Here is a 19,408-nt window from a genome sequence, read left to right on the forward strand (position 1 = left end):
CTCTTGCTCTTGCTCTTGCTCTTGCTCTCGCTCTCGCTCTTGCTCTTGCTCTTGCTCTTGCTCTTGCTCTTGCTCTTGCTCTTGCTCTTGCTCTTGCTCTTGTTCTTGCTCTTGCTCTTGTTCTTGTTCTTGCTCTTGCTCTTGCTCTTGCGGAACGTCAGTGCGCTATTTTTCTTGCATAGCACCAAATTCATCATGTCACGGAAGTACGATGCTTTATTTCGTCTCACATTAGGCTAAAATGCCACATTTCAAACAAATAAGTGATTGTACTTCCGTTTCACTTGAATGTTCACGTGTGCACATCAAAATAGCGTATCCCAGTTCCTCATACCCCTGCCCATTTAGAGAATCGTAGGGAAAGCTCCTCGGCAGTTCAAAATGGGGGGAAGATTAGCCTACACCAAACCTCAAAACATAAATCATATATACCAAAAGAAAGAGGAGCTTTCGCCCCTCTTCTCTTTATATGACTTTAGTTATTAAATTGAGTCTGGCTTACAGCCGTTTGCGCTTGTAGAAAACAACAACTAAACAGCCTAGTAAGAGAACCAAGAGTGCAACACCGGATGCGATAGCTTCCGTTGCACTTCCCTGCTGCGTGGTTGGCCCGCCCGGGCCGCCTCCGAAGCCTCCCGGCCCACCGCCTGGGTCTCCTTGACCGCCCTGGCGATCCGGCGGCATCTGCCCAGCTTGGCCATTCGGCCCTTGCTGCACCCCGGCCTGGCCCGCTTGACCCTGCTGCGCCACGGCCTGGCCCGCTTGACCTTGCTGCGCCGCGGCCTGGCCCGCTTGACCTTGCTGCGCCGCGGCTTGGCCCGCTTGCCCTTGCTGCGCTGCGGCCTGGTCCGCTTGACCCTGCTGCGCAACGCCTTGGCCCGCTTGACCCTGCTGCGCAACGCCTTGGTCCGCTTGCCCTTGCTGCGCCGCGGCCTGGCCCGCTTGACCCTGCTGCGCTGCGGCTTGGCCCGCTTGCCCTTGCTGCGCCGCGGCCTGGCCCGCTTGCCCTTGCTGCGCCCCGGCTGGTGCAGCAAAAGCCTGCACCCTATCCTTCTGCTTGCCATCCTGCGCACCATTGCCACCGCCGCGCATACCGCCTCCACCCATTCCGCCGCCGCTTCCAGAGCCATCGCCGGAGGATGGGCTCGTTCCATCCAGCTGCTTAGTAATATTGCTAACCTGTGTAGACATAAATGTTGTTAGCTGAGACAGAGCCTGCTGATATTGAGCATACGTATAGAAAGCTGTAGGGTCCTTCTCCACATGAGTAGAGATCATGTCCGATAACTCCTGCACACGGGCTGCGAATGCTTCATTTGATAAATAACCACCAATGGCTTCTGCGATCAGTTGGTGATATTTTTCCTTGTAAGCATCAACCTTGAGCAGTTTATCTACTAAAGGACGGTCCGACAATGTGCCTTGAGTTGGCTCGTCGATCAGTAGGCTTGATCCACCAAGACCACCAAAAGCCATATTATAATCCCATGGCAATACAGAGAATTTACCATCATTCTCATACAGATAATAATTATGTTTATTGCCGCCCAAGTAGCTATCCATATTCGCTGTAACCGCATTGAGAACGATAAACTTCAACGCTTCATCGACATCCAGAACCTTTTCATAATCGGTTCCATTATTTAATTCATTGACCATATCAAGCAATACATTATCGTTAGTGGATTCAGATTTAAGCGTAAGTCCTGTGTAAGAATCGATGGTTTCCAGCCAATTCAATTCACTTCCGGTTCCTCCGTTGGCTTTATACAAAGCTCCGTAAGCATTGCCGAAATTACGTTTCAGGTATTCATCCCCTATTTGTTCTACAGCCAGGTAGAAGCCCTTAAGCTCATCATTGACATAAACATTAACGAAAGAATATTTGGGTGTAGGCAAGCCCATGCTTTCTGCAAGCTCATAGGCCAGAAATTCCCGCATATAAGAAGCATCGCTGTAATTGTTATTCAAATTAATCTTGGAAATACCATACAGTGTTTGGCTTGAAATATTTTCGTCAAAAGCTATTTTAAAGCTGTACCGGTCTGAGTCCGAGCTAACCACGCTTCTTAAGCTAAGATTGCCTTTCGTCCGCACAGCGACATTGTCGAAATGCTGTCCGTTGTAGTCAACAGAAGCCGTCTTGAATTCTTCGTTGCTGGCATTGTCCAGCATATCTTGAAAATCATCCGGGTCCAGCGTAATCTTTACATCCACTACTTTATCCTTAGGAAATACCTTCTCTTCTATATTCTGTGTGTTCTTCGAGACAGCTGAGCTCGCCTTGGCTGAAGTTTGAAAGCTCGCCAGATTATCAGTCAGCACACAACCTGTTACTCCAAAGATCAAGCAGATGCACAGAAGAAGCACAGCAGCTTTCGTTTTCATCATGAGCACCCTCCGTCTTAGGACACATAGTCGCCGCTGTAGCTGATGAGCACGGCATTTTTAACACCATTAAGTCCTGAAATTTGGTTAACAAAATTACCTTCATTGTCGTTAAGACGAACCTCCAAGGTAGTTTCGATGTTGCCATTTGTCACTGTTTTTTGCTTCACATTATATCTTTTCACCATTTTTCCGACTACGGCATGAATTTCTTTTTCACTGTCATCCCCATCGCAGTTGATAACGAGTAAATAAGGAGTTTCGAAGGATGTTTTTTTAATAAAGAAGAACATAATTAAGCCGATAATTACGGAACCTACTAGAGCCAGTGTATAGAAACCCGCCCCTGATACGATACCTGCGGCAGCAGCCCAGAACAGAAAGATCAGATCTGTCGGGTCCTTGATAGGTGTTCTAAACCGGACAATCGAGAGGGCGCCGACCATACCAAGTGACAATACAAGATTAGAATTGACAGCAATAATAACCATCGCAGTAACCATCGTCATGCCGATAAGTGAAATGTTAAAGCTTTTGGAGTATAGAACTCCGCTAAACACCCTTTTATAGAGCAGATAAATAAAGAATCCGATAAAAAAAGCAACCGCCAATGAAATGAGCATCTTGGATAGATCAATATCCGAAACAAAATTTTTAACGACCGAATTCTTTAGAATATCGGTAAAATTAGTTGTTGTGGCCGTCGTTGCGGCAGCAGCAGTAGTAGTATCCATAAATTAATAATCCTCCCACGTGTTGAATTTAAGAAATTTGCGGCAAATTACATACTTGGAAGCCGATTGGCGGTTCAGTCCTTCGAGTTGAAGGGCTACCCTTATATACTCCGGAATGTACTCGTCATACTTGACCTCAAGAATGATTAGGTTGTCATCGATCGCCCTCACCGGGTCCAAATTCTTATTGAATATATCAACCGAATGGAGACCAGTTCGCAGCTCCTTGTCAAAAGTGATTCTGACATTGCCGTTGTAGCAGACGTACGGCTCTCGGACATAGTCCACGATCACCTTGGGCCGCAGCAGATTATGGTTCATTTCATGGTATAATTCCATAAACAGCGGTTTATCCGGGTCATTCAATACCTCGAAGTTGCCTGCAACTATGGCTTCGTACATGTCTCTGGAAAGCGGCTCCTTCACTTTAGCGATAAAATCATTGCGTTTAATCTTTTTTTCAAAATGAATGACGTTATCTTGAATGTTGTAAATCCGAATCCGATACTTAAGCCGATCTCTGACTCCGCCCAGCTTCTCATGCAGCGCTTTGTTGCTGATATCATCAAAGTACAAGCTTCGAATATGGTATTCCCCACTCGGGCCAACATTCTCGTCCTGCTTCATCAAGCTTTTGAGTCTTTGGCGAATAATGTGGAATTGATGCTGGTTGATGAAAAATTTCAATTCATGTCGGTACTTTAGCGGCTTGCTCATCCCACACCTACTTTCTCTATGAAAAATGCGGATTATCCATTCCGTAGATTATTAGGAAGCTTTCACTTTGTTTGTTGTTCTGCCTTACAAACACATTGTATGATGTTTTCCTGAGGTCCTCCTTAGGAGGGACTGAATACGACCTGAATGTTTACACTGCGTTTACAATGTAAAGGGAATGTAAAAATCTAAGGGAGCTTCGCACTTCGCACGCAATTCCATCTACACAACCAAGGAGGTGCCGAGCATGAGAACGCGCAAAAAGTTTTCGCTGTATGCAACCCTAGCCGTTCTCGCAATAATGATTGCTGCCGCCGTTGGATTGCTATGGTATAAAGCACAGCAGACAGAGCCAATGAGTCAGCCCAAATCTTTAGTTACCACAATAAATGGGGATGCTCACACAAGTAGGTCATTTACTTGGTACACGGACAACCCGAACATGGCTACTGTCCTACAGCTGGTCAAGGGAGCTGAGGTAACCAGCTTTGACGGCAGCACTCATGTCCAAACCGTAATAGGCTCAACTACAACAATTGAAACGGGAAAGGGACAGGCTCAAGGTGTACATAAAGTGACCGTAACCAAGCTTGAACCAGGGACAGAATATTCATACCGGGTTGGCAGCGGCGAGGACAAGGGCTGGAGTGCGCCCGCTCAATTCCTTACAGAAGCTGTTGGCGTCCCTGCGTTTACTTTCCTTAATGTTACCGATTCTCAAGGGGTTGCTGAAGCTGATTTCACACTATGGGGACAAACCTTGGATCAGGCTTTCACCAAATTTCCAAATGCACGATTCCTTGTACATAATGGCGATCTAACGGAGGAACCGGAGGATGAGAAAGCATGGGACGCTTTTTTCGGCAAAACGCAGCACTGGTTGACGCGGATTCCACTTATGCCGGTTACCGGCAACCATGATGAAGTGGATGGCAAAGCCGATCGTTACACAGCCCACTTTAACTTACCGGATAACGGGGCAAAGGGATCTATTCCAGGCACCACTTACTCTTTCGATTATGGAGCGGCTCATATTGCTGTCCTGAATACAGAGTCGAATATAGACAAACAAACCGCCTGGCTCCGCAAAGATCTCGCCAATACCGATAAACCATGGAAGATTGTTGCCATGCATCGGGGTGCTTACGGGGGCAACAGCTACAAGAAGGTGGATAAGTGGGTAGAGGTCTTTGACGAGTTCCAAGTAGATCTGGTGCTGCAAGGTCATAATCATGAATATTCAAGATCATACCCTTTACGAAAGGGGAAAAAGACGGGGGATGGCGAGGGGATCACGACAAACCGGCAAGGGACGGTATATGTTGTAACCAATACGGCTGGACCCAAGTTTAATGATAAAAAAGAGGATCAGTTTTATCATAAGGTGCATTTTCAGAACAATAAACAGATGTTTGCGGGAGTCACGATTGAAGGGGATACCCTTACTTATCGAGCCTATGATGTAACAGGAATGAAGTTGGATGAATTTGCTCTCAAGCATTAAGTTGACTTCATATTCAGTTGTAACTATAATGATTACATCGAACAAATTAAACAGAACTGGCTCAAGGATTTGAGCTGATAATTATACTAATGGAGGTGTTTATTATGAAGGTTGAAATTTGGTCTGATATCATGTGTCCATTTTGCTATATTGGAAAGCGTAAATTTGAAGCGGCCCTTGAACAATTTTCGAATAAATCGAATGTGGAGGTTGTCTACCGCAGCTTCGAGCTGGACCCGAATTCCCCACGGGATGTGAATCATGACGTACATCAGATGCTCTCATCCAAGTACGGCATGAGCCGCGAGCAAGCTATTTCGATGAATGCAGATGTGGCTCGTCAAGCTTCCGCTGTGGGTCTTACCTTCAACTTCGACAGCATGATTCTGACCAACACATTCGATGCTCACCGTCTGGCACATTACGCTGCCCAGCATGGTAAAATGCACGAAATGACAGAACGACTGCTTCATGCCTACTTCACGGAATCGAAGCATATCGGCGATCACGAAGTATTAGCTGATTTAGCGGCAGAGGTAGGTCTAGACAAAATTGAGGCTGCTAAGGTGCTGGCTAGTCAGGACTATGCGAAGGAAGTCCGCGCCGATGAGCAGGAAGCTTCCACACTCGGCATACGCGGTGTTCCCTACTTCGTCATCAATCGTAAATATGCGATTTCAGGCGCACAGCCGAGTGAAGTGTTCCTTGGAGCGCTGCAGAAGGCTTGGGATGAGGACCAACCGCTCATCGTTCTGGGCGAATCGAACAGCCCTACGGCAGATGCGGCTTGCGCTGACGGGGTATGCACTCCAAACCCCAAAATATAAAGTATAGGTTCAGCCAAAGCTCCCCGCTGTGCCGTCCTCAAGGACGGTCATATCAAGGTGGAGCGAAGCAAAAAACACCATAGAGAAGAACCTGGACAAATGGCCAGGTTCTTCTCTATGTTATACCTCGAACGTTGAAGCATATAAGCTACGTGATTCAGACTCGCTGGCCCTTATTCGGGAGGGCTGACCAGCTTCTCTTTTACCCGTGACCTATTCGCGATCAATTCCAAAAAGACAGAAACAAGAATACCGATAACCAATCCGTTACTCGCCAAGGGCTGTATGTAAACCGGAAGCTCCGTGAACGTAATCGGAGGGGTATTCATAATGCTGACTCCAAGCAGAATAGGCAAAGCGAGACGGTATATACTTTTTGAATCGAATACATTTCCTTGTAAGGAACGAACCGCCGTGCCAAACATTTGGAGATACGCTACAAACAACACTGCGCTCCCGACACTAAGTGGAAGCCTCGCGAACAATTCTCCTAACGGAGGAATCAACCCGAGCATAAGAAACAAGCCACCCCCAATGGCCAAAGCCGAACGCTGCAAAATTTTTGTGCTTTCCAGCAGACCCAATGAGGAAGCAAATGTACCAAATGGGATCAGGCCAAAAATAGGCGAGAGCATGGTAAACAAGCCCGTTATAAGAAACGATCTCCGGTACTGCTTCTGTGTCGTCTTCTGACCATACAGCTTCTCAGCGGCGGTCAGAGCCGTCACCGTATTGGACATATTGATAAAACCAACGATAAACGAAGTCAACGCAATTCCGAAATCAAGCCGTGGCGGTCCCCATGGAAATAGAACCATCGGAGTATCGGTAAGTACTTGGGGGCTGCCTGATGAAGGAAAAATAAGGGCATAACCAATCCACCCAAACACTATACCTAACAGCAATGCAAAGTTACTGACCCAGCCCCGGCCTTTCAAAAAGGCAATACCTACAAACAAAGCTATGCCAATGGACAAGGCTGCAACGGGTGGGTCCATGAGACCATTTTCTTTAATTCCAAGCATACCTGTAAAAAAGTGCATCATCAGCTGGGCCGATAAAAGAAATAAGGAGACACTGATAACGATTGAATTGAACAGCTTCGTCAATACCTTAGCAAAGCCCAGACTGCCCAGCACAATCATCATAAGGCCAGACAATATAAACCCTGCAGCAAGACCACCTCCTACAGCGGTCAGGCTGCTTCCACCAAGTGCTGCCGAGGCTGCCAGGCTGAGCGTACATCCCCACCAAACCCCTGATGGACCATCCATTACTGCGTATCGATGACCCCAAAGAGCTTGAATGATACAGACAGCTCCTGTAAGCAAGAAAGAAAGCTGCAAGGTAAAAGCGATCTGACCGGAAGACAGATGAAACAGCTGACCTAGCGTGAGCGGTACTACAACCGTGTTCGTGAGAATGAAAAACATCCATTGAACACCGGCAAGCCCTATTTGAGGAGTAAGCTTCTTCTCCATTTATCGGCTTCGTTCCGCCCATAGAGTGTAGGGATGCTTGGATCCTTCTCGGCTAAGACGAATTAGCTTGATAGCCCTTTCTTCCGAAGGAAGCGCCAGCTGCTCATAGACGTATCGGGTGCTCATTCCGATTCGAGCGGCCTCCTCCTCAGTGAAGGCATGATACACCTCTTTGAACTTAGCCCAATAGATGGCACCCATGCACATGGGACAAGGCTCGCCGCTTGCGTACAATTCGCAGTCCGACAAGTCGGAGGTTTGCAGCAGCTCGCTCGCCTTGCGAATAGCTTGCATCTCCGCATGCGCCGTTGGATCATGAAGGGCCAGTACTTCATTGACGCCTTCGGCGATGATCTTCCCGTCTTTAACGATTACCGCTCCAAAAGGTTTTCCATGATCAATCTTCGTATTCTCATAAGCGATATCAACCGCACGTTGAATGAATGTTTCCGTATGCTTCATGCAATCGTTTCCTCTCCATAGGACAGATTAGGTTATTGTTTCCCGTCCCCATCCGTCTATCCTCCATGTTAGTAAATTAAAAGCAGCCAAGTAGGTGTTGAACAAGATGCTCAACTTATGTTATCACGAGAGTAGGTATATGAAAAATATCTAAATTCTCTGTCAATGATATAATTATCATATGGATTAAACAAGGAAGGAAGACCTGCCATGGACCTTAAGCAATTACGGTATTTTATGGTGATCGCAGAGGAGGGGCAGATCACTGCGGCAGCCAAAAGGCTGCATATGGCTCAACCACCTTTAAGCCAGCAGCTAAAAACGATGGAGAGCGAGCTCGGAGTTCATTTGTTCGAAAGAGAAGGCCGTGGAGTGCTGCTAACCGAAGAAGGAAAGGCACTTTACAGGCATGCGGTTAAAATCACTTCCTCGATGGAAGAAGCCCAAGAAGAAATCCGTGCCATCCGCAACGGCTGGTCAGGAAAGCTGACTATAGGGATTAATACATTGTCAGACGAGCGTCTTCCCCGTATATTAATGGCGTTTCGTCAAAGGCACCCTCAGTTCACTTTCAAAATTCAACAGAATGAATCAACCATGCTCTGCCAGCTGCTCAAGGATCGAACCCTGGATTTGGCTATTGTGCGCATGCCCGTACCGTTGGATGATTTTACAGTTTATGATATCAAATCGGAACCTTACTATTTCGTAACCTCGAAGAACAATCAGGATGAGAGCAGTCCGGTATCCTTTGAACGAATTCAAAATTACCCTTTGATCATCCCAAGCACCGAGGGTCTTGGCTTATATAATATGATCCAGGAAGAGTTCGCTAAGCGAGGGCTGGTACCGAACATTATTTGCGAATCCTCGGACATAACGACTCTCCTTCAGCTTGTATTGTCCGGCTTCGGTGCCACCATCATTCCGGGTGCTGTACTGAAGCTTCATCAAGCAGTCCCGGTGCGGCATCTTGAGATTGAAGGCAATTTGCCGTCCGCCCTATCCGGGGTAATCGGGCTTCGTAATGGCTGGCTGTCCAAAGCCTCCCAATTATTCATCGATACCTACCGAGGCGACATGTAATTCTCAGGTTGCAGCAACTTTATCACGTTTATTCAGAAAATTTCGAAGACATGACGCAGGTCAGTATAGAGATAGGTCCTTACAGAGCAAATTATAGATATTATTATGGAAAAGAGCCTTACGAATAGGGCTCTTTTTCTATATTCAGATATCTGCCGCCATTGGTACAAGAATATATTTCCATTAGAAGTCCCCTTATACTTTTTGATATATTTAAGCTTGCATGTTTTGCAGCACAGAACCTATACAACAGGAGTGAACTACAATGATGAAAAAAAATGGATTACAGCTTCTTGTAATATTACTTATCGGACTCATTACGCTTGCCGGATGCAGCGGAGGTAAAAGTCCTGCCGCTTCAGATTCTAAAGGATCTCAAGCCCCTGCCGCAGAGGGCAAAAAGACCCTCGTTATGGGAACATCGGCAGATTACCCACCCTACGAGAGTATAGATGCCAAAAATAACGGTGAGATTGTAGGCTTCGATATCGATATCGCTAAGGCTGCAGCGGCCCAACTTGGCTATGAGCTCAAAGTTCAAAGCATGGATTTTAACGGCTTGATTGCCGCCCTTCAATCCAAGCGAGTGGATTTCGTTATGTCAGCGATGTCAGTTACGGATGAACGCAAGCAGAATGTAGATTTCTCCGATGTTTATTTTGTAGCGAAAAACACCATTGTTTCGAAGAACTCAGCACCTTTTACAACGCTAGACGAAATCAAAAACAAACGGATCGGCGTTCAGCTGGGATCTACGCAAGAGCAGGTTGTTAGTGAATTAAAGGAAGCTCAAATTAAGAAGCTAAACCGGATCCCCGAGATCATTCAAGAGCTCAAAGCCAACCGGATCGATGCGGCCATCATTGAAGATGCGGTGGTTCAAGGATATGCGAAGAGCAATACGGATCTGAAATTTCAAGTGATCCCCGCTGATAAAGAAGAGGGTTACGCTGTAGCTTTTCCTAAAGGCTCCTCATTGGTAAGTGAGTTTAACAAAGCCCTGAAAGAGATCAGCAGCAACGGTAAAAAAGATGAGCTGATTAAAAAATGGTTTGAATAAGAAAGCAGGGATGGTTGAGAAATGAACTTAGATTTTAGTGTTCTTAACGGATATATTCCCTATGTAATGAAAGGGATTACGATCACTCTTATGTTTACGTTCGTATCCGCCTTATTCGGATTTGTATGGGGCACCGTGCTATCGCTTTTTAAGCTCTCAAGTATCGGTCCGCTCCGATGGTTTGCGACTGTGTATACTTCAATTTTCCGCGGGACACCGCTGCTGCTTCAGCTTTTTGTCATCTACTATGCTACCCCTCAGCTATTTAATTACGATATTTCTCCTCTGATGGCTGCTGGGCTTGCATTTGGACTTAACTCGGCCGCTTATTTGTCAGAAACGATCCGCGGCGGTATTCTATCTGTGGATCAGGGACAGCGTGAAGCAGCCTTGTCTTTAGGAATTCCTTATAGGACGATGATGATCAGCATCATTCTGCCGCAGGCGGTTAAAAATATTTTGCCAGCTCTTGTGAATGAATGCATTGCTCTACTTAAGGAGTCATCGCTCGTTTCGGTTATCGGGGTAGAAGATTTGATGCGCCGAGCCAATGTCGTAGGTGCCGATACATTCAAATATTTCGAACCGCTGGTTTTTGTCGGCGTCATTTATTATATCCTGGTGCTTCTGCTTACACTTCTTGCCCGACTTCTCGAAAGGAGGATGCGCCGTAGTGATTAAAGTAGACAATTTATCCAAATCCTTCGGAAAGCACAAGGTCTTGCATGACATTTCTACGACCATTAATCAAGGTGAAGTCGTAGCCGTCATCGGTCCATCCGGATCGGGTAAGTCCACGTTCCTTCGCTGCCTGAATCGGCTAGAAACGCCTTCCAACGGCCACATCACGATTAACGGCAAGGATATCACAGATCCGAAAACGAACATTGCGCAGGTCCGCCAACAGATCGGAATGGTGTTTCAGCATTTTCATTTGTTCCCGCATATGAGCGTGATAGATAATATAACTTTCGCTCCCATGAAGGTAAAGGGCTGGACTCAAGAGCAAGCCCGCCGCAAGGCTACGGAGCTCTTGGAACGGGTTGGGCTTGCCGACAAGGCAGATGCCTTCCCGAACAAGCTCTCCGGAGGACAAAAGCAGCGTGTGGCTATCGTAAGAAGCCTTGCGATGGAGCCGGAAATCATGCTGTTCGATGAACCAACCTCAGCACTCGACCCAGAAATGGTCAAAGAGGTGCTGGATGTCATCCGCGGCCTTGCCCAAACAGGCATAACCATGGTGATCGTTACTCATGAAATGAGATTTGCTCAGGAAGCTGCGGATACTATCTACTTCTTGGATAATGGCCGTCTCGTTGAGAAGGCTTCCCCTCAGCAATTTTTCAATAGTCCTCAGAACGAGCGCGCACGACAATTTCTGGAGAAGGTGCTTTAAGACAAAAAAAGCTGGATGGGTTATCCCATCCAGCTTTTTTGTCTGCTTGCTCACTCATTCTTACATTTCTACATCGGCAGCAAAGCCGCTGCGTTTTTTCCTAAGTCCCGAGATCAATCCAAGCAGGATAATGACTAGTGCCACGCTAAGCAGCGTACCGGAAATCGGCCGATGAAACAATCCCATGAACGATCCGTCAAGCAGTTTTAACGATTGCAGCAAAGAGCTCTCCATCATCTTGCCCAATACAAACGTCAATACAATCGGTGCCATTGGAATATCCGCTTTCTTCATCAGATAGCCAAGCACACCAAAAACAAACATGACGCCAATATCAAACAGATTATTGTTAGCCGTATAGGCACCAAGCGCTGAAATAATGAGAATGATCGGATACAGCAGCTTAGGCGGTACCATAGCTATCTTCGCCCACCAGCCAGCCAAAGGCAAGTTCATGAATAAGAGCATCAAATTACCTATAAACATGCTGCCGATAACGCCCCATACAAAAACCGGATTCTGCTGAAACAGCATCGGTCCCGGTGTCAAACCATGCATCATGAATGCCCCGAGTATAATAGCTATTGTCGGTGAGCTTGGAATACCTAATGTAAAGAGCGGTATTAAAGCCCCTCCGCAATACGCGTTGTTAGCCGTCTCCGGTCCTGCAACACCCTCGATTGCTCCCTTACCAAAACGCGAAGGATCCTTCGCCAGCTTCTTCTCCATCGAATAGGAGAGCATAGCCGGAATAACCGAGTTCGTACCAGGAATCAAACCGATGATAAATCCTAGCACAGTCCCTCTTCCAATTGATTTCATGCTGGGACCCCACTCATCTCTACGGGGCAGCATGCCCTTGACCTTCGGAGGCTTCTCCGACGTTGCCATATTCTCGATGCCCAGCAATATTTCAGATAAACCGAACAACCCCATCGCTACAATGGTGAAATCGATACCGTTCATCATATTCATCTGGCCGAACGTAAATCGTACCGCGCCTGATACCGGATCCATGCCAATCATAGCCAGATTCAAGCCTAGAAAAGCAGAGATCAATCCCTTAATTACGGATTTGCCCATGAGACCAATTACGGTTGATAAGCCCAATACCATCAGGGCAAAAAACTCCGGAGGTCCGAAACGCAGAGCCCATTCCGCAAGAGGCGGTCCGACAAAGATAAGACCAAGAATCGAGAAGGTCCCCCCAATAAAGGAGCCGATACCCGCAATACCTAGCGCAGCGCCTGCCCTTCCTTGCTTCGCCATTGGACTTCCATCCAGACAAGTAATAACAGAAGCCGCTTCTCCCGGCGTATTTATTAGAACAGAGGTAATCGTTCCCCCGTACATAGCGCCGTAATAAATACCGCACAGCATAATGATAGCGGAGACCGGCTCCATCCCAAATGTAATTGGAAGAAGAACAGCTACTCCGGTTGTCGGTCCCAATCCTGGAAGTACACCAACGAGCATCCCGATGGATACCCCGAGCAAACAATATAATAAGTTGTACCAAGTAAACGCCGTTTCAAACCCTTGTGCAATTACATCAAATGCTGGCATACGCAGTCATCACCCCATCCAATCCCATAAATCGCCAGTCGGCAGCGGAACATCCAATCCCATACTAAACGCCACATACAAAACCGCACTCGTTCCGACAGCTATAACCGCCGCCATGTACCAAGCATAGGAACGCATCAGCAGCAGCATCAACATGACAGAGCCTGCCACTATGAACCCTACCTGATCCAACAGCACCATAAATAGTACCACCGCGACCAATACCATAATGACATTTAGCAGGTCTCTGCCTTTGGGCAGCACCTCGCCCCACCGCACTTGTAAGCCACGAAGTGAGCTCGCAATGTACAGTACCGATAGCACCATTAGCGATGCGCTCAACCAACGAGGGAACAATCCTGGACCAGGTCCAAGGTCGCTATAGTAATCAAAAGAGAACGATTGCCAGAATATGATGCCTGAGACGATCAGGAAAAGGCTCCCTAGCCCTACGCCTACCTTGTTAAACATACGAATCCTCCCCATTTGAAAAAAAAGAAAGGCTGGGAAACCAGCCCTTGCTGCTTATTTTTTGCCAAGTCCAAGCTCTGGAATCAGCTTTCCGAATTGTTCATGGTTATCTTTCAAATGCTGTCCGAACGCTTTGGAATCTTTAACTTCAATCCCTAGCCCGTTTTTCTTCATATAATCCTTGAAGTCTTGCTCACCTGCACCTTTACTGAAGGCATCTGTCAGTACTTTCACAATGTCATCAGGCGTATCCTTCGGTACAGCCAGTCCTCTCCATGTTCCGGCAATATTGATGGACAAGCCTGTTTCCTCTTTCAATGTTTTGACACCAGGCAGCGCCTCGGAAGGCTTGCTGTCATTAATAGACAGCGTACGCAGTTTACCCGTGTCTACTTGTGCTTTTACTTCTGCAGGACTAACCGGTACAGCATCTACGTGACCTCCTAGCAGTGCTGTTATTGCAGGACCCGCTCCTTCAAAAGGAATATGGTTGAATTTCACGCCTGCACCCTTCTCCAAAGTAACGGCTCCCAGATGCCAGATAGCGCCTGTACCGGAGTTACCCAGCTTAAGCTCGCCTGGATGTGCTTTGGCGTAGTCTAGAAACTCTTTCATCGTTTTCCATTGGCTATCAGCCCGTACTGTAATCGCGGCAGGATCATAATTGATGAGTGCTACCGGTTTGAAATTTTCATAGGTTACTGGAGATAACCCCAGATGAGGTAAGGTTGTCAGTTCTACTGTAGCCATAGTAACGGTATAGCCGTCGTTCTTAGCATTTGCCCCTTCAGTCATACCTACAGCTCCGCCACCGCCCGTTTTGTTCACTACTGTAATCGGTTGGCCCAAATGCTTCTCCGCAGCTTTGGCAAGAGCCCGTGCCGTCGAATCCGTTCCGCCACCTGCTGCATAAGGAACTATTAACGTAACCGCTTTCTTAGGAAAGTCTACTTTCTTCTCTACTGGTGCTGCAGTTTTATCTGTCTTGCCTCCACAGGCTGCTAAAGTTGCTACACTAACAATCATCGAAACTGCCAATAATGTACGCCATCCCCGTTGTTTCAAAACCTATTCCCCATTTCATATAAAGTTATATTTTGCTGCCGGCTTCGTTTAAGTCAGTATTGTTGTGTGTGTCGGCTTCCCAAAGTATAGGCTGCCCTTGAGATACAGACAATCATCCGTTCTTCTAAAAAATCCACACATCCGCCAAAATCAAGGGAATTGGCCGAATTGAATACCTGTTGTCCGATTTGTAGATCAGCAAAAAGAGAGCTTCCCCCCTCATCAGAGGAAACTCCCTGCTCAGTATTGCTTATTAGCATCTCTGTACTTCCCTGGTGTCACGGACTTAAGCTTACGGAAGCTGCGTATAAAGCTGTTTTCATTCTGGTAGCCAACCTGAAGGGCAATATCCGCGATTCTCCGATCTGTCGTTGATAGCAGGTGGCAGGCGTGATCGATTCTCATCTTGGTCAAGCATTCGTAGATCGTATTGCCCGTTTCCATTTTGTACACGCTGCTGACAGATGATGTGCTAAGATTCATAAAATCAGCGACTTCCTGGAGGCCGATTTGCTCATGCAAATGCTCCTCCATAAATCGGGTAATACGCTGGGCTAAATGATATTCTTTAGTCGTTTTGTGAAGCTGGATTCCGCTAACAATAGCTTCCGCCACATGGAGCAGCAGCTGATGCAGATCATCCAAATCCATCATTCTTAATTGATGCTCCGTATAATTATCCAGCATAGTGGGTCTGCTTATTCCACGAAGCGCAATAATACGCGAGAAATCTCCAATCAGTTGATTCACGAAGGTATAGATCGACTCCGGAGCAAACTGCCGCTCACGGACCCACTCGGCCCAGCGCCCAAGCACCTGGCTGCTCATACTCACATCTGTGCTCTCCAGGCTTTCCATAATCTCTGCCTTCCATACATCAACATCCGTATCAAGTAGACTCTCTCTCTGCGTTACATCAGTGAAACGAATGGTCTTGTCATATCCTTCATACAGCCGATTTGCCAAAGCTGCCTTAGCTTCCTCGAACGAGTGGTGTAGGCTTGATATGGATTCGCAAGGCTGTCCGATTCCGACGGAAAGACTCATTTTCAAATACTTCGTGGCCGTCTTTGTCATTGTGCTAAGAGCATCCTGTAAGATCTCCCCTGAAGCTTGCTTACCGCCTTCCTTAGATTGAATCACAAGCATCAGATTCTCCTTGTCCAGCGGCACGCAATGGATGCGCCACTTCGTTTCCAGAAGCTCCGACACGATATTGACCAGAGCATACTTTAGGAGCAATTGATCCTCTTCACTATAACCCGAAGTCGAGAACCATTCCGTATAGCGGTTTATAGAGACAGCGGCTGCTATCAATTCATCGTTGGTCCATTGTACGAAATATGTTTCCCATTTGTTATGAAGCTCTTTGGAGCCTATACGGCCCATCAGCACATCTTGAATATACTTGGATCGAAGCTCCGGCAAGCTTCGCTCTGCAACGGAGGAGGTGGAATCGAACTCTTGGAGCAGCTTCTTCACCACAGCCTCCAGGTCATGCAAGTCAGTGTCAGAGCCCGATGAAACGGAATCATTAGATGCGAGCAGCTGCCGAATACGCTTGATCGGTTTGAATGCTGCAAAGTTGTAGAAGAAAATAGCCGCACTACCCACAATAATCGAGGCCAGCGACAGCAGAAATACAAGGTCCCGAACACGTCTTACATCCTTCAGCAGCTCATCCAACGGAATTAATGAAACCCAGCGCCAACCCGTCATATCGGAGAAGGCTTGATTCCCCAGATACGACTGCCCCTCCAGCTTTACCTCCGCGAAAGGTCGCACTCCCATCATTTCCACCGCTTTATAAAGCTCCTGCAAAGGCACTTCAGTCCCCAGCTTAGGGTATATAACATCACCTTCCAAACTGAAAATATACTGCGGGGTATCTAATTGAGGATAGATTTTAGAGAAAAAGCGGTCATAGTCCACATTCACGATAACAACACCGATAAGCTCATGGTCTTTTATGATCGGCCGATATAACGAGATCAATTCCACCGTGCCTTGTTTGTTCTCACTTCCTAAGCTCCGTCTTTTAATGAGCAGCGGCTTCGTCTTCATAGTTTCCACCCATGGTGCCCAAGTCTGATCAGGGAAGCTCGCCCAATCCAAACTCTGTGCCGATTTATCAGAAACGAGCAGCTTGTTCTTCAAATCTAATACATAGATGGAATAGATGTCTTCATTTAAAGCAATCGTATTCAAATAGGAGGACAGAAGAGACGCATCCTTCTGCTTAGCCGCGAGCTCTCCTTGAACATAATTAAGCGTGCTGGAATGGAAAGAGACCTTAACCGCTTGATCATCCGCTTCGCGAAAGGCACGATTGGTCACACCCAGATTGATTTGCAGCAGCTCCGTGTAGGGCTGATTCAAGTCTCTATCCAGAATGCCCTTATAATTTTCATATAAAAATAAACCTACAGACGTAATGAATATGAATACGAAAAACGTCAGGTAGATTATCAATTTTGTCTGTTTATTAGAAAATAATATTTTTGCCTTAACCCAAAATAAGTTATTCATCCTGTCACCCGGTCTATAAATTGCTGTCGACTTGCATTAGAAGAATACCACAAAATGAGCTTAAAATGAAAAAAGTTATTTTTGGTCACGACCTCCCGACATTTTACATACATAAATATACTAACTTACTAAAAGGTTAGGACTTGTTTTTAATCACAAAATAACTAATAATTATTAATAGTGACTTATTAATTGTTTAGTCATTCCATTTTTGAGGAAGCCTATACTGTGCTAATAAATGGGTAATCAGATAGCAAGGCTGCCCTACGAGATTAAAATAAAATTCAGATTGGAGAGATAACAATGGAATTGAAAAATAAAACGGCCATAATAACGGGAGCCGGAAAAGGTATCGGGAAAGCCACAGCCATCGCCCTGGCCAAAGAGGGCGTACACCTGGGATTAGTGGCAAGAAACAGTGCCGATTTGGAGTCCCTTCAAGCATTATTGACGGATACCTATGGAATCAAGGTTTATTACATATCTGCGGATATCTCTAATAAAACGCAGGTAGACCAGGCAGTAAAAACTCTAATCGAGAAGCTTGGATCCGTAGATATTTTGCTTAACAATGCAGGAGTGGCACAGTTTGGTTTACTCGTCGATATGGAGCCTGAACAGTGGGAGAGCATCATCCAAACCAATCTTATGGGAACCTATTATGTCACTCGTGCCGCACTGCCTACCATGCTGAAGCAAAACGAGGGAACCATCATTAATATCGCTTCAACCGCTGGAGAACGAGGCTTCGCTACCGGATCCGCTTACTGCGCTTCTAAATTCGCTGTTCTAGGCTTAACGGAATCCCTTATGCAGGAGGTTCGAAAATCTAACATCCGTGTAACGGCTCTCACACCGAGTACCGTTAATACAGAATTAGCGGTAAATGCCGGTTTGAAAATAGGTGATGAGGATCGTATGATGCAATCGGAGGATGTAGCGGAATTGATTCTAGCTACCCTTAAGCTGCCGCAGCGTGTCTTCATTAAAACAGCTGGAATATGGACGACAAATCCCCAATAACCATTATTTTAGGAGGCTGATCTAAGATGTCGGAAAACAATAGCGCCAATAAGCCAAGTAAAGGATTGCATGAGATTCTTCTATCCGTGCTGGATCTTGCCCCTATCGTAGTGGGTGCCACAGCGGCAGACTCCTTCCGTAATACACTGGACCTTGCACGCCATGCCGAAAAGTGGGGCTACCACCGGTATTGGCTCGCTGAGCATCACAATATGCCTGGGATCGCAAGCTCTGCCACATCTCTCATTATAGGACATGTAGCAGCGGGCACCGAGAAAATCCGTGTAGGCTCCGGTGGCATCATGCTGCCTAATCACGCTCCTCTTGTCATTGCCGAACAGTTCGGAACGTTAGAAACGTTATACCCTGGCCGCATTGATCTAGGGCTGGGAAGAGCTCCAGGCTCCGACCAGCCTGCGATGCGCGCTCTACGGCGCGGCTTGGGAAGCGACGGCAATGATTTCCCAGAGATGCTAAGCGAGCTTCGCGCTTACCTGAACCCCTCCTTGGGCGGCCGTCCACTAGGAGTACGAGCTGTTCCAGGCGAAGGTCTGAATATTCCGATCTGGCTGTTGGGTTCGAGCGGCTTTAGCGCTCAATTAGCTGGCCAGCTCGGTCTTCCATTTGCCTTCGCCAGCCATTTCGCTCCAGATTATTTGCTGCCAGCACTGGAATTGTACCGCAGCAATTTCCGTCCTTCGGATGCACTAGAGAAGCCTTACGTTATGGTAGGAGTGAATGTAGTGGTATCTGATACGGACGAAGAGGGTCGCAAGCTAGCTACCTCGATGGAGCAGGCTTTCCTTAATATTATCCGCGGCCGTACCGGTCTTCTGAATCCTCCTGTGGATGACATGGATTCTCTGTGGACCCTTCAGGAGCAAGCTGTTGTCCGCAAGCAATTAAGCTATGGCATTGCCGGGAACAAAGCAACCGTTCGGGATAGGCTGCAGAAGGTTCTGGATGAAACCGGAGCTGACGAACTTATTGTTACTTCCCAAATTTATGATCATCAAGCTCGATTACGTTCTTATGAATTGCTATCTGAGGTTGTTAAAGAAAATTGAGAACTACAGCCATATTGGCTGATTGAAGTCCC

General features: G+C 46.8%; 18 protein-coding genes. 9 read left to right on the forward strand and 9 right to left on the reverse strand.

Annotated features, from left to right (window positions below; translation table 11 throughout):
* Nucleotides 1-182 (forward strand): hypothetical protein (locus GC093_RS15765; RefSeq protein ID WP_216624658.1); only part of this gene is annotated, 182 nt, incomplete at its 5' end.
* Nucleotides 183-498: 316 nt separating this feature from the next.
* Here the strand turns inward: GC093_RS15765 and GC093_RS15770 are convergent.
* From GC093_RS15770 to GC093_RS15780, 3 genes are read right to left on the reverse strand one after another with little or no spacing between them, the layout of a single operon-like run.
* Nucleotides 499-2,391 carry a CotH kinase family protein gene (locus GC093_RS15770; protein WP_312886543.1) on the reverse strand — a complete coding sequence of 631 codons (1,893 nt, stop codon included), beginning with the start codon at nt 2,389-2,391 and terminating at the stop codon, nt 499-501.
* A gap of 14 nt (nt 2,392-2,405) precedes the next feature.
* Nucleotides 2,406-3,122, reverse strand: coding sequence for a DUF4956 domain-containing protein (locus tag GC093_RS15775; RefSeq protein ID WP_171652854.1), 717 nt, complete (start codon nt 3,120-3,122; stop codon nt 2,406-2,408).
* Nucleotides 3,123-3,125: 3 nt separating this feature from the next.
* Nucleotides 3,126-3,839, reverse strand: coding sequence for a polyphosphate polymerase domain-containing protein (locus GC093_RS15780; protein ID WP_171652855.1), 714 nt, complete (start codon nt 3,837-3,839; stop codon nt 3,126-3,128).
* A gap of 247 nt (nt 3,840-4,086) precedes the next feature.
* Here GC093_RS15780 and GC093_RS15785 point away from each other — a divergent pair, with 247 nt between their 5' ends.
* Both GC093_RS15785 and GC093_RS15790 read left to right on the forward strand, forming a co-directional pair.
* Entirely contained in the window at nt 4,087-5,343 is a 1,257-nt protein-coding gene (locus GC093_RS15785) for a purple acid phosphatase family protein (protein WP_171652856.1), read from the forward strand.
* Between the two features lie 104 nt (nt 5,344-5,447).
* A complete protein-coding gene (locus GC093_RS15790; RefSeq protein WP_171652857.1) occupies nt 5,448-6,170 on the forward strand; it encodes a DsbA family oxidoreductase in 723 nt (240 codons plus the stop codon).
* Between the two features lie 173 nt (nt 6,171-6,343).
* On the opposite strand, the gene GC093_RS15795 is transcribed toward GC093_RS15790, so the two are convergent.
* Together GC093_RS15795 and GC093_RS15800 are read right to left on the reverse strand one after the other, a co-directional pair.
* A complete protein-coding gene (locus GC093_RS15795; protein WP_171652858.1) occupies nt 6,344-7,651 on the reverse strand; it encodes a uracil/xanthine transporter in 1,308 nt (435 codons plus the stop codon).
* Complete coding sequence (locus GC093_RS15800; protein WP_171652859.1) at nt 7,652-8,113, reverse strand: nucleoside deaminase; 462 nt, start codon at nt 8,111-8,113, stop codon at nt 7,652-7,654.
* 210 nt (nt 8,114-8,323) lie between these two features.
* Between GC093_RS15800 and GC093_RS15805 the strand changes: the two genes are divergently transcribed.
* The 4 genes from GC093_RS15805 to GC093_RS15820 all read left to right on the forward strand — a co-directional run bounded on the left by GC093_RS15805 (nt 8,324) and on the right by GC093_RS15820 (nt 11,655).
* Entirely contained in the window at nt 8,324-9,199 is an 876-nt protein-coding gene (locus tag GC093_RS15805; RefSeq protein WP_171652860.1) for a LysR family transcriptional regulator, read from the forward strand.
* A gap of 268 nt (nt 9,200-9,467) precedes the next feature.
* Nucleotides 9,468-10,259, forward strand: a complete 792-nt coding sequence (locus GC093_RS15810) for a transporter substrate-binding domain-containing protein (RefSeq protein WP_171652974.1) — start codon at nt 9,468-9,470, stop codon at nt 10,257-10,259.
* Between the two features lie 21 nt (nt 10,260-10,280).
* Nucleotides 10,281-10,940 carry an amino acid ABC transporter permease gene (locus GC093_RS15815; protein WP_171652861.1) on the forward strand — a complete coding sequence of 220 codons (660 nt, stop codon included), beginning with the start codon at nt 10,281-10,283 and terminating at the stop codon, nt 10,938-10,940.
* Entirely contained in the window at nt 10,933-11,655 is a 723-nt protein-coding gene (locus GC093_RS15820; RefSeq protein WP_171652862.1) for an amino acid ABC transporter ATP-binding protein, read from the forward strand. Before GC093_RS15815 ends, GC093_RS15820 begins: the two co-directional genes overlap by 8 nt.
* Before the next feature lie 60 nt (nt 11,656-11,715).
* Here the strand turns inward: GC093_RS15820 and GC093_RS15825 are convergent, their stop codons facing one another.
* The 4 genes from GC093_RS15825 to GC093_RS15840 all read right to left on the reverse strand — a co-directional run bounded on the left by GC093_RS15825 (nt 11,716) and on the right by GC093_RS15840 (nt 17,286).
* Nucleotides 11,716-13,221: a tripartite tricarboxylate transporter permease gene (locus GC093_RS15825; RefSeq protein WP_171652863.1), complete on the reverse strand. Its 1,506-nt coding sequence runs from the start codon at nt 13,219-13,221 to the stop codon at nt 11,716-11,718.
* Between the two features lie 9 nt (nt 13,222-13,230).
* Nucleotides 13,231-13,692 (reverse strand): tripartite tricarboxylate transporter TctB family protein, encoded by a 462-nt coding sequence (locus tag GC093_RS15830; protein WP_171652864.1) that lies wholly within the window; start codon nt 13,690-13,692, stop codon nt 13,231-13,233.
* A 54-nt stretch (nt 13,693-13,746) separates the two neighbouring features.
* Nucleotides 13,747-14,718 carry a tripartite tricarboxylate transporter substrate binding protein gene (locus tag GC093_RS15835; protein WP_171652975.1) on the reverse strand — a complete coding sequence of 324 codons (972 nt, stop codon included), beginning with the start codon at nt 14,716-14,718 and terminating at the stop codon, nt 13,747-13,749.
* A gap of 279 nt (nt 14,719-14,997) precedes the next feature.
* Nucleotides 14,998-17,286 (reverse strand): helix-turn-helix domain-containing protein, encoded by a 2,289-nt coding sequence (locus GC093_RS15840; protein WP_171652865.1) that lies wholly within the window; start codon nt 17,284-17,286, stop codon nt 14,998-15,000.
* Between the two features lie 303 nt (nt 17,287-17,589).
* Here GC093_RS15840 and GC093_RS15845 point away from each other — a divergent pair, with 303 nt between their 5' ends.
* Complete coding sequence (locus GC093_RS15845; protein ID WP_171652866.1) at nt 17,590-18,309, forward strand: 3-ketoacyl-ACP reductase; 720 nt, start codon at nt 17,590-17,592, stop codon at nt 18,307-18,309.
* Between the two features lie 26 nt (nt 18,310-18,335).
* Nucleotides 18,336-19,376, forward strand: a complete 1,041-nt coding sequence (locus GC093_RS15850; protein WP_171652867.1) for an LLM class flavin-dependent oxidoreductase — start codon at nt 18,336-18,338, stop codon at nt 19,374-19,376.
* Nucleotides 19,377-19,408: the final 32 nt, after the last annotated feature.

The organism is Paenibacillus foliorum, from assembly GCF_013141765.1.
In the GTDB taxonomy this organism is placed as follows: Bacteria; Bacillota; Bacilli; order Paenibacillales; family NBRC-103111; genus Paenibacillus_S; species Paenibacillus_S foliorum.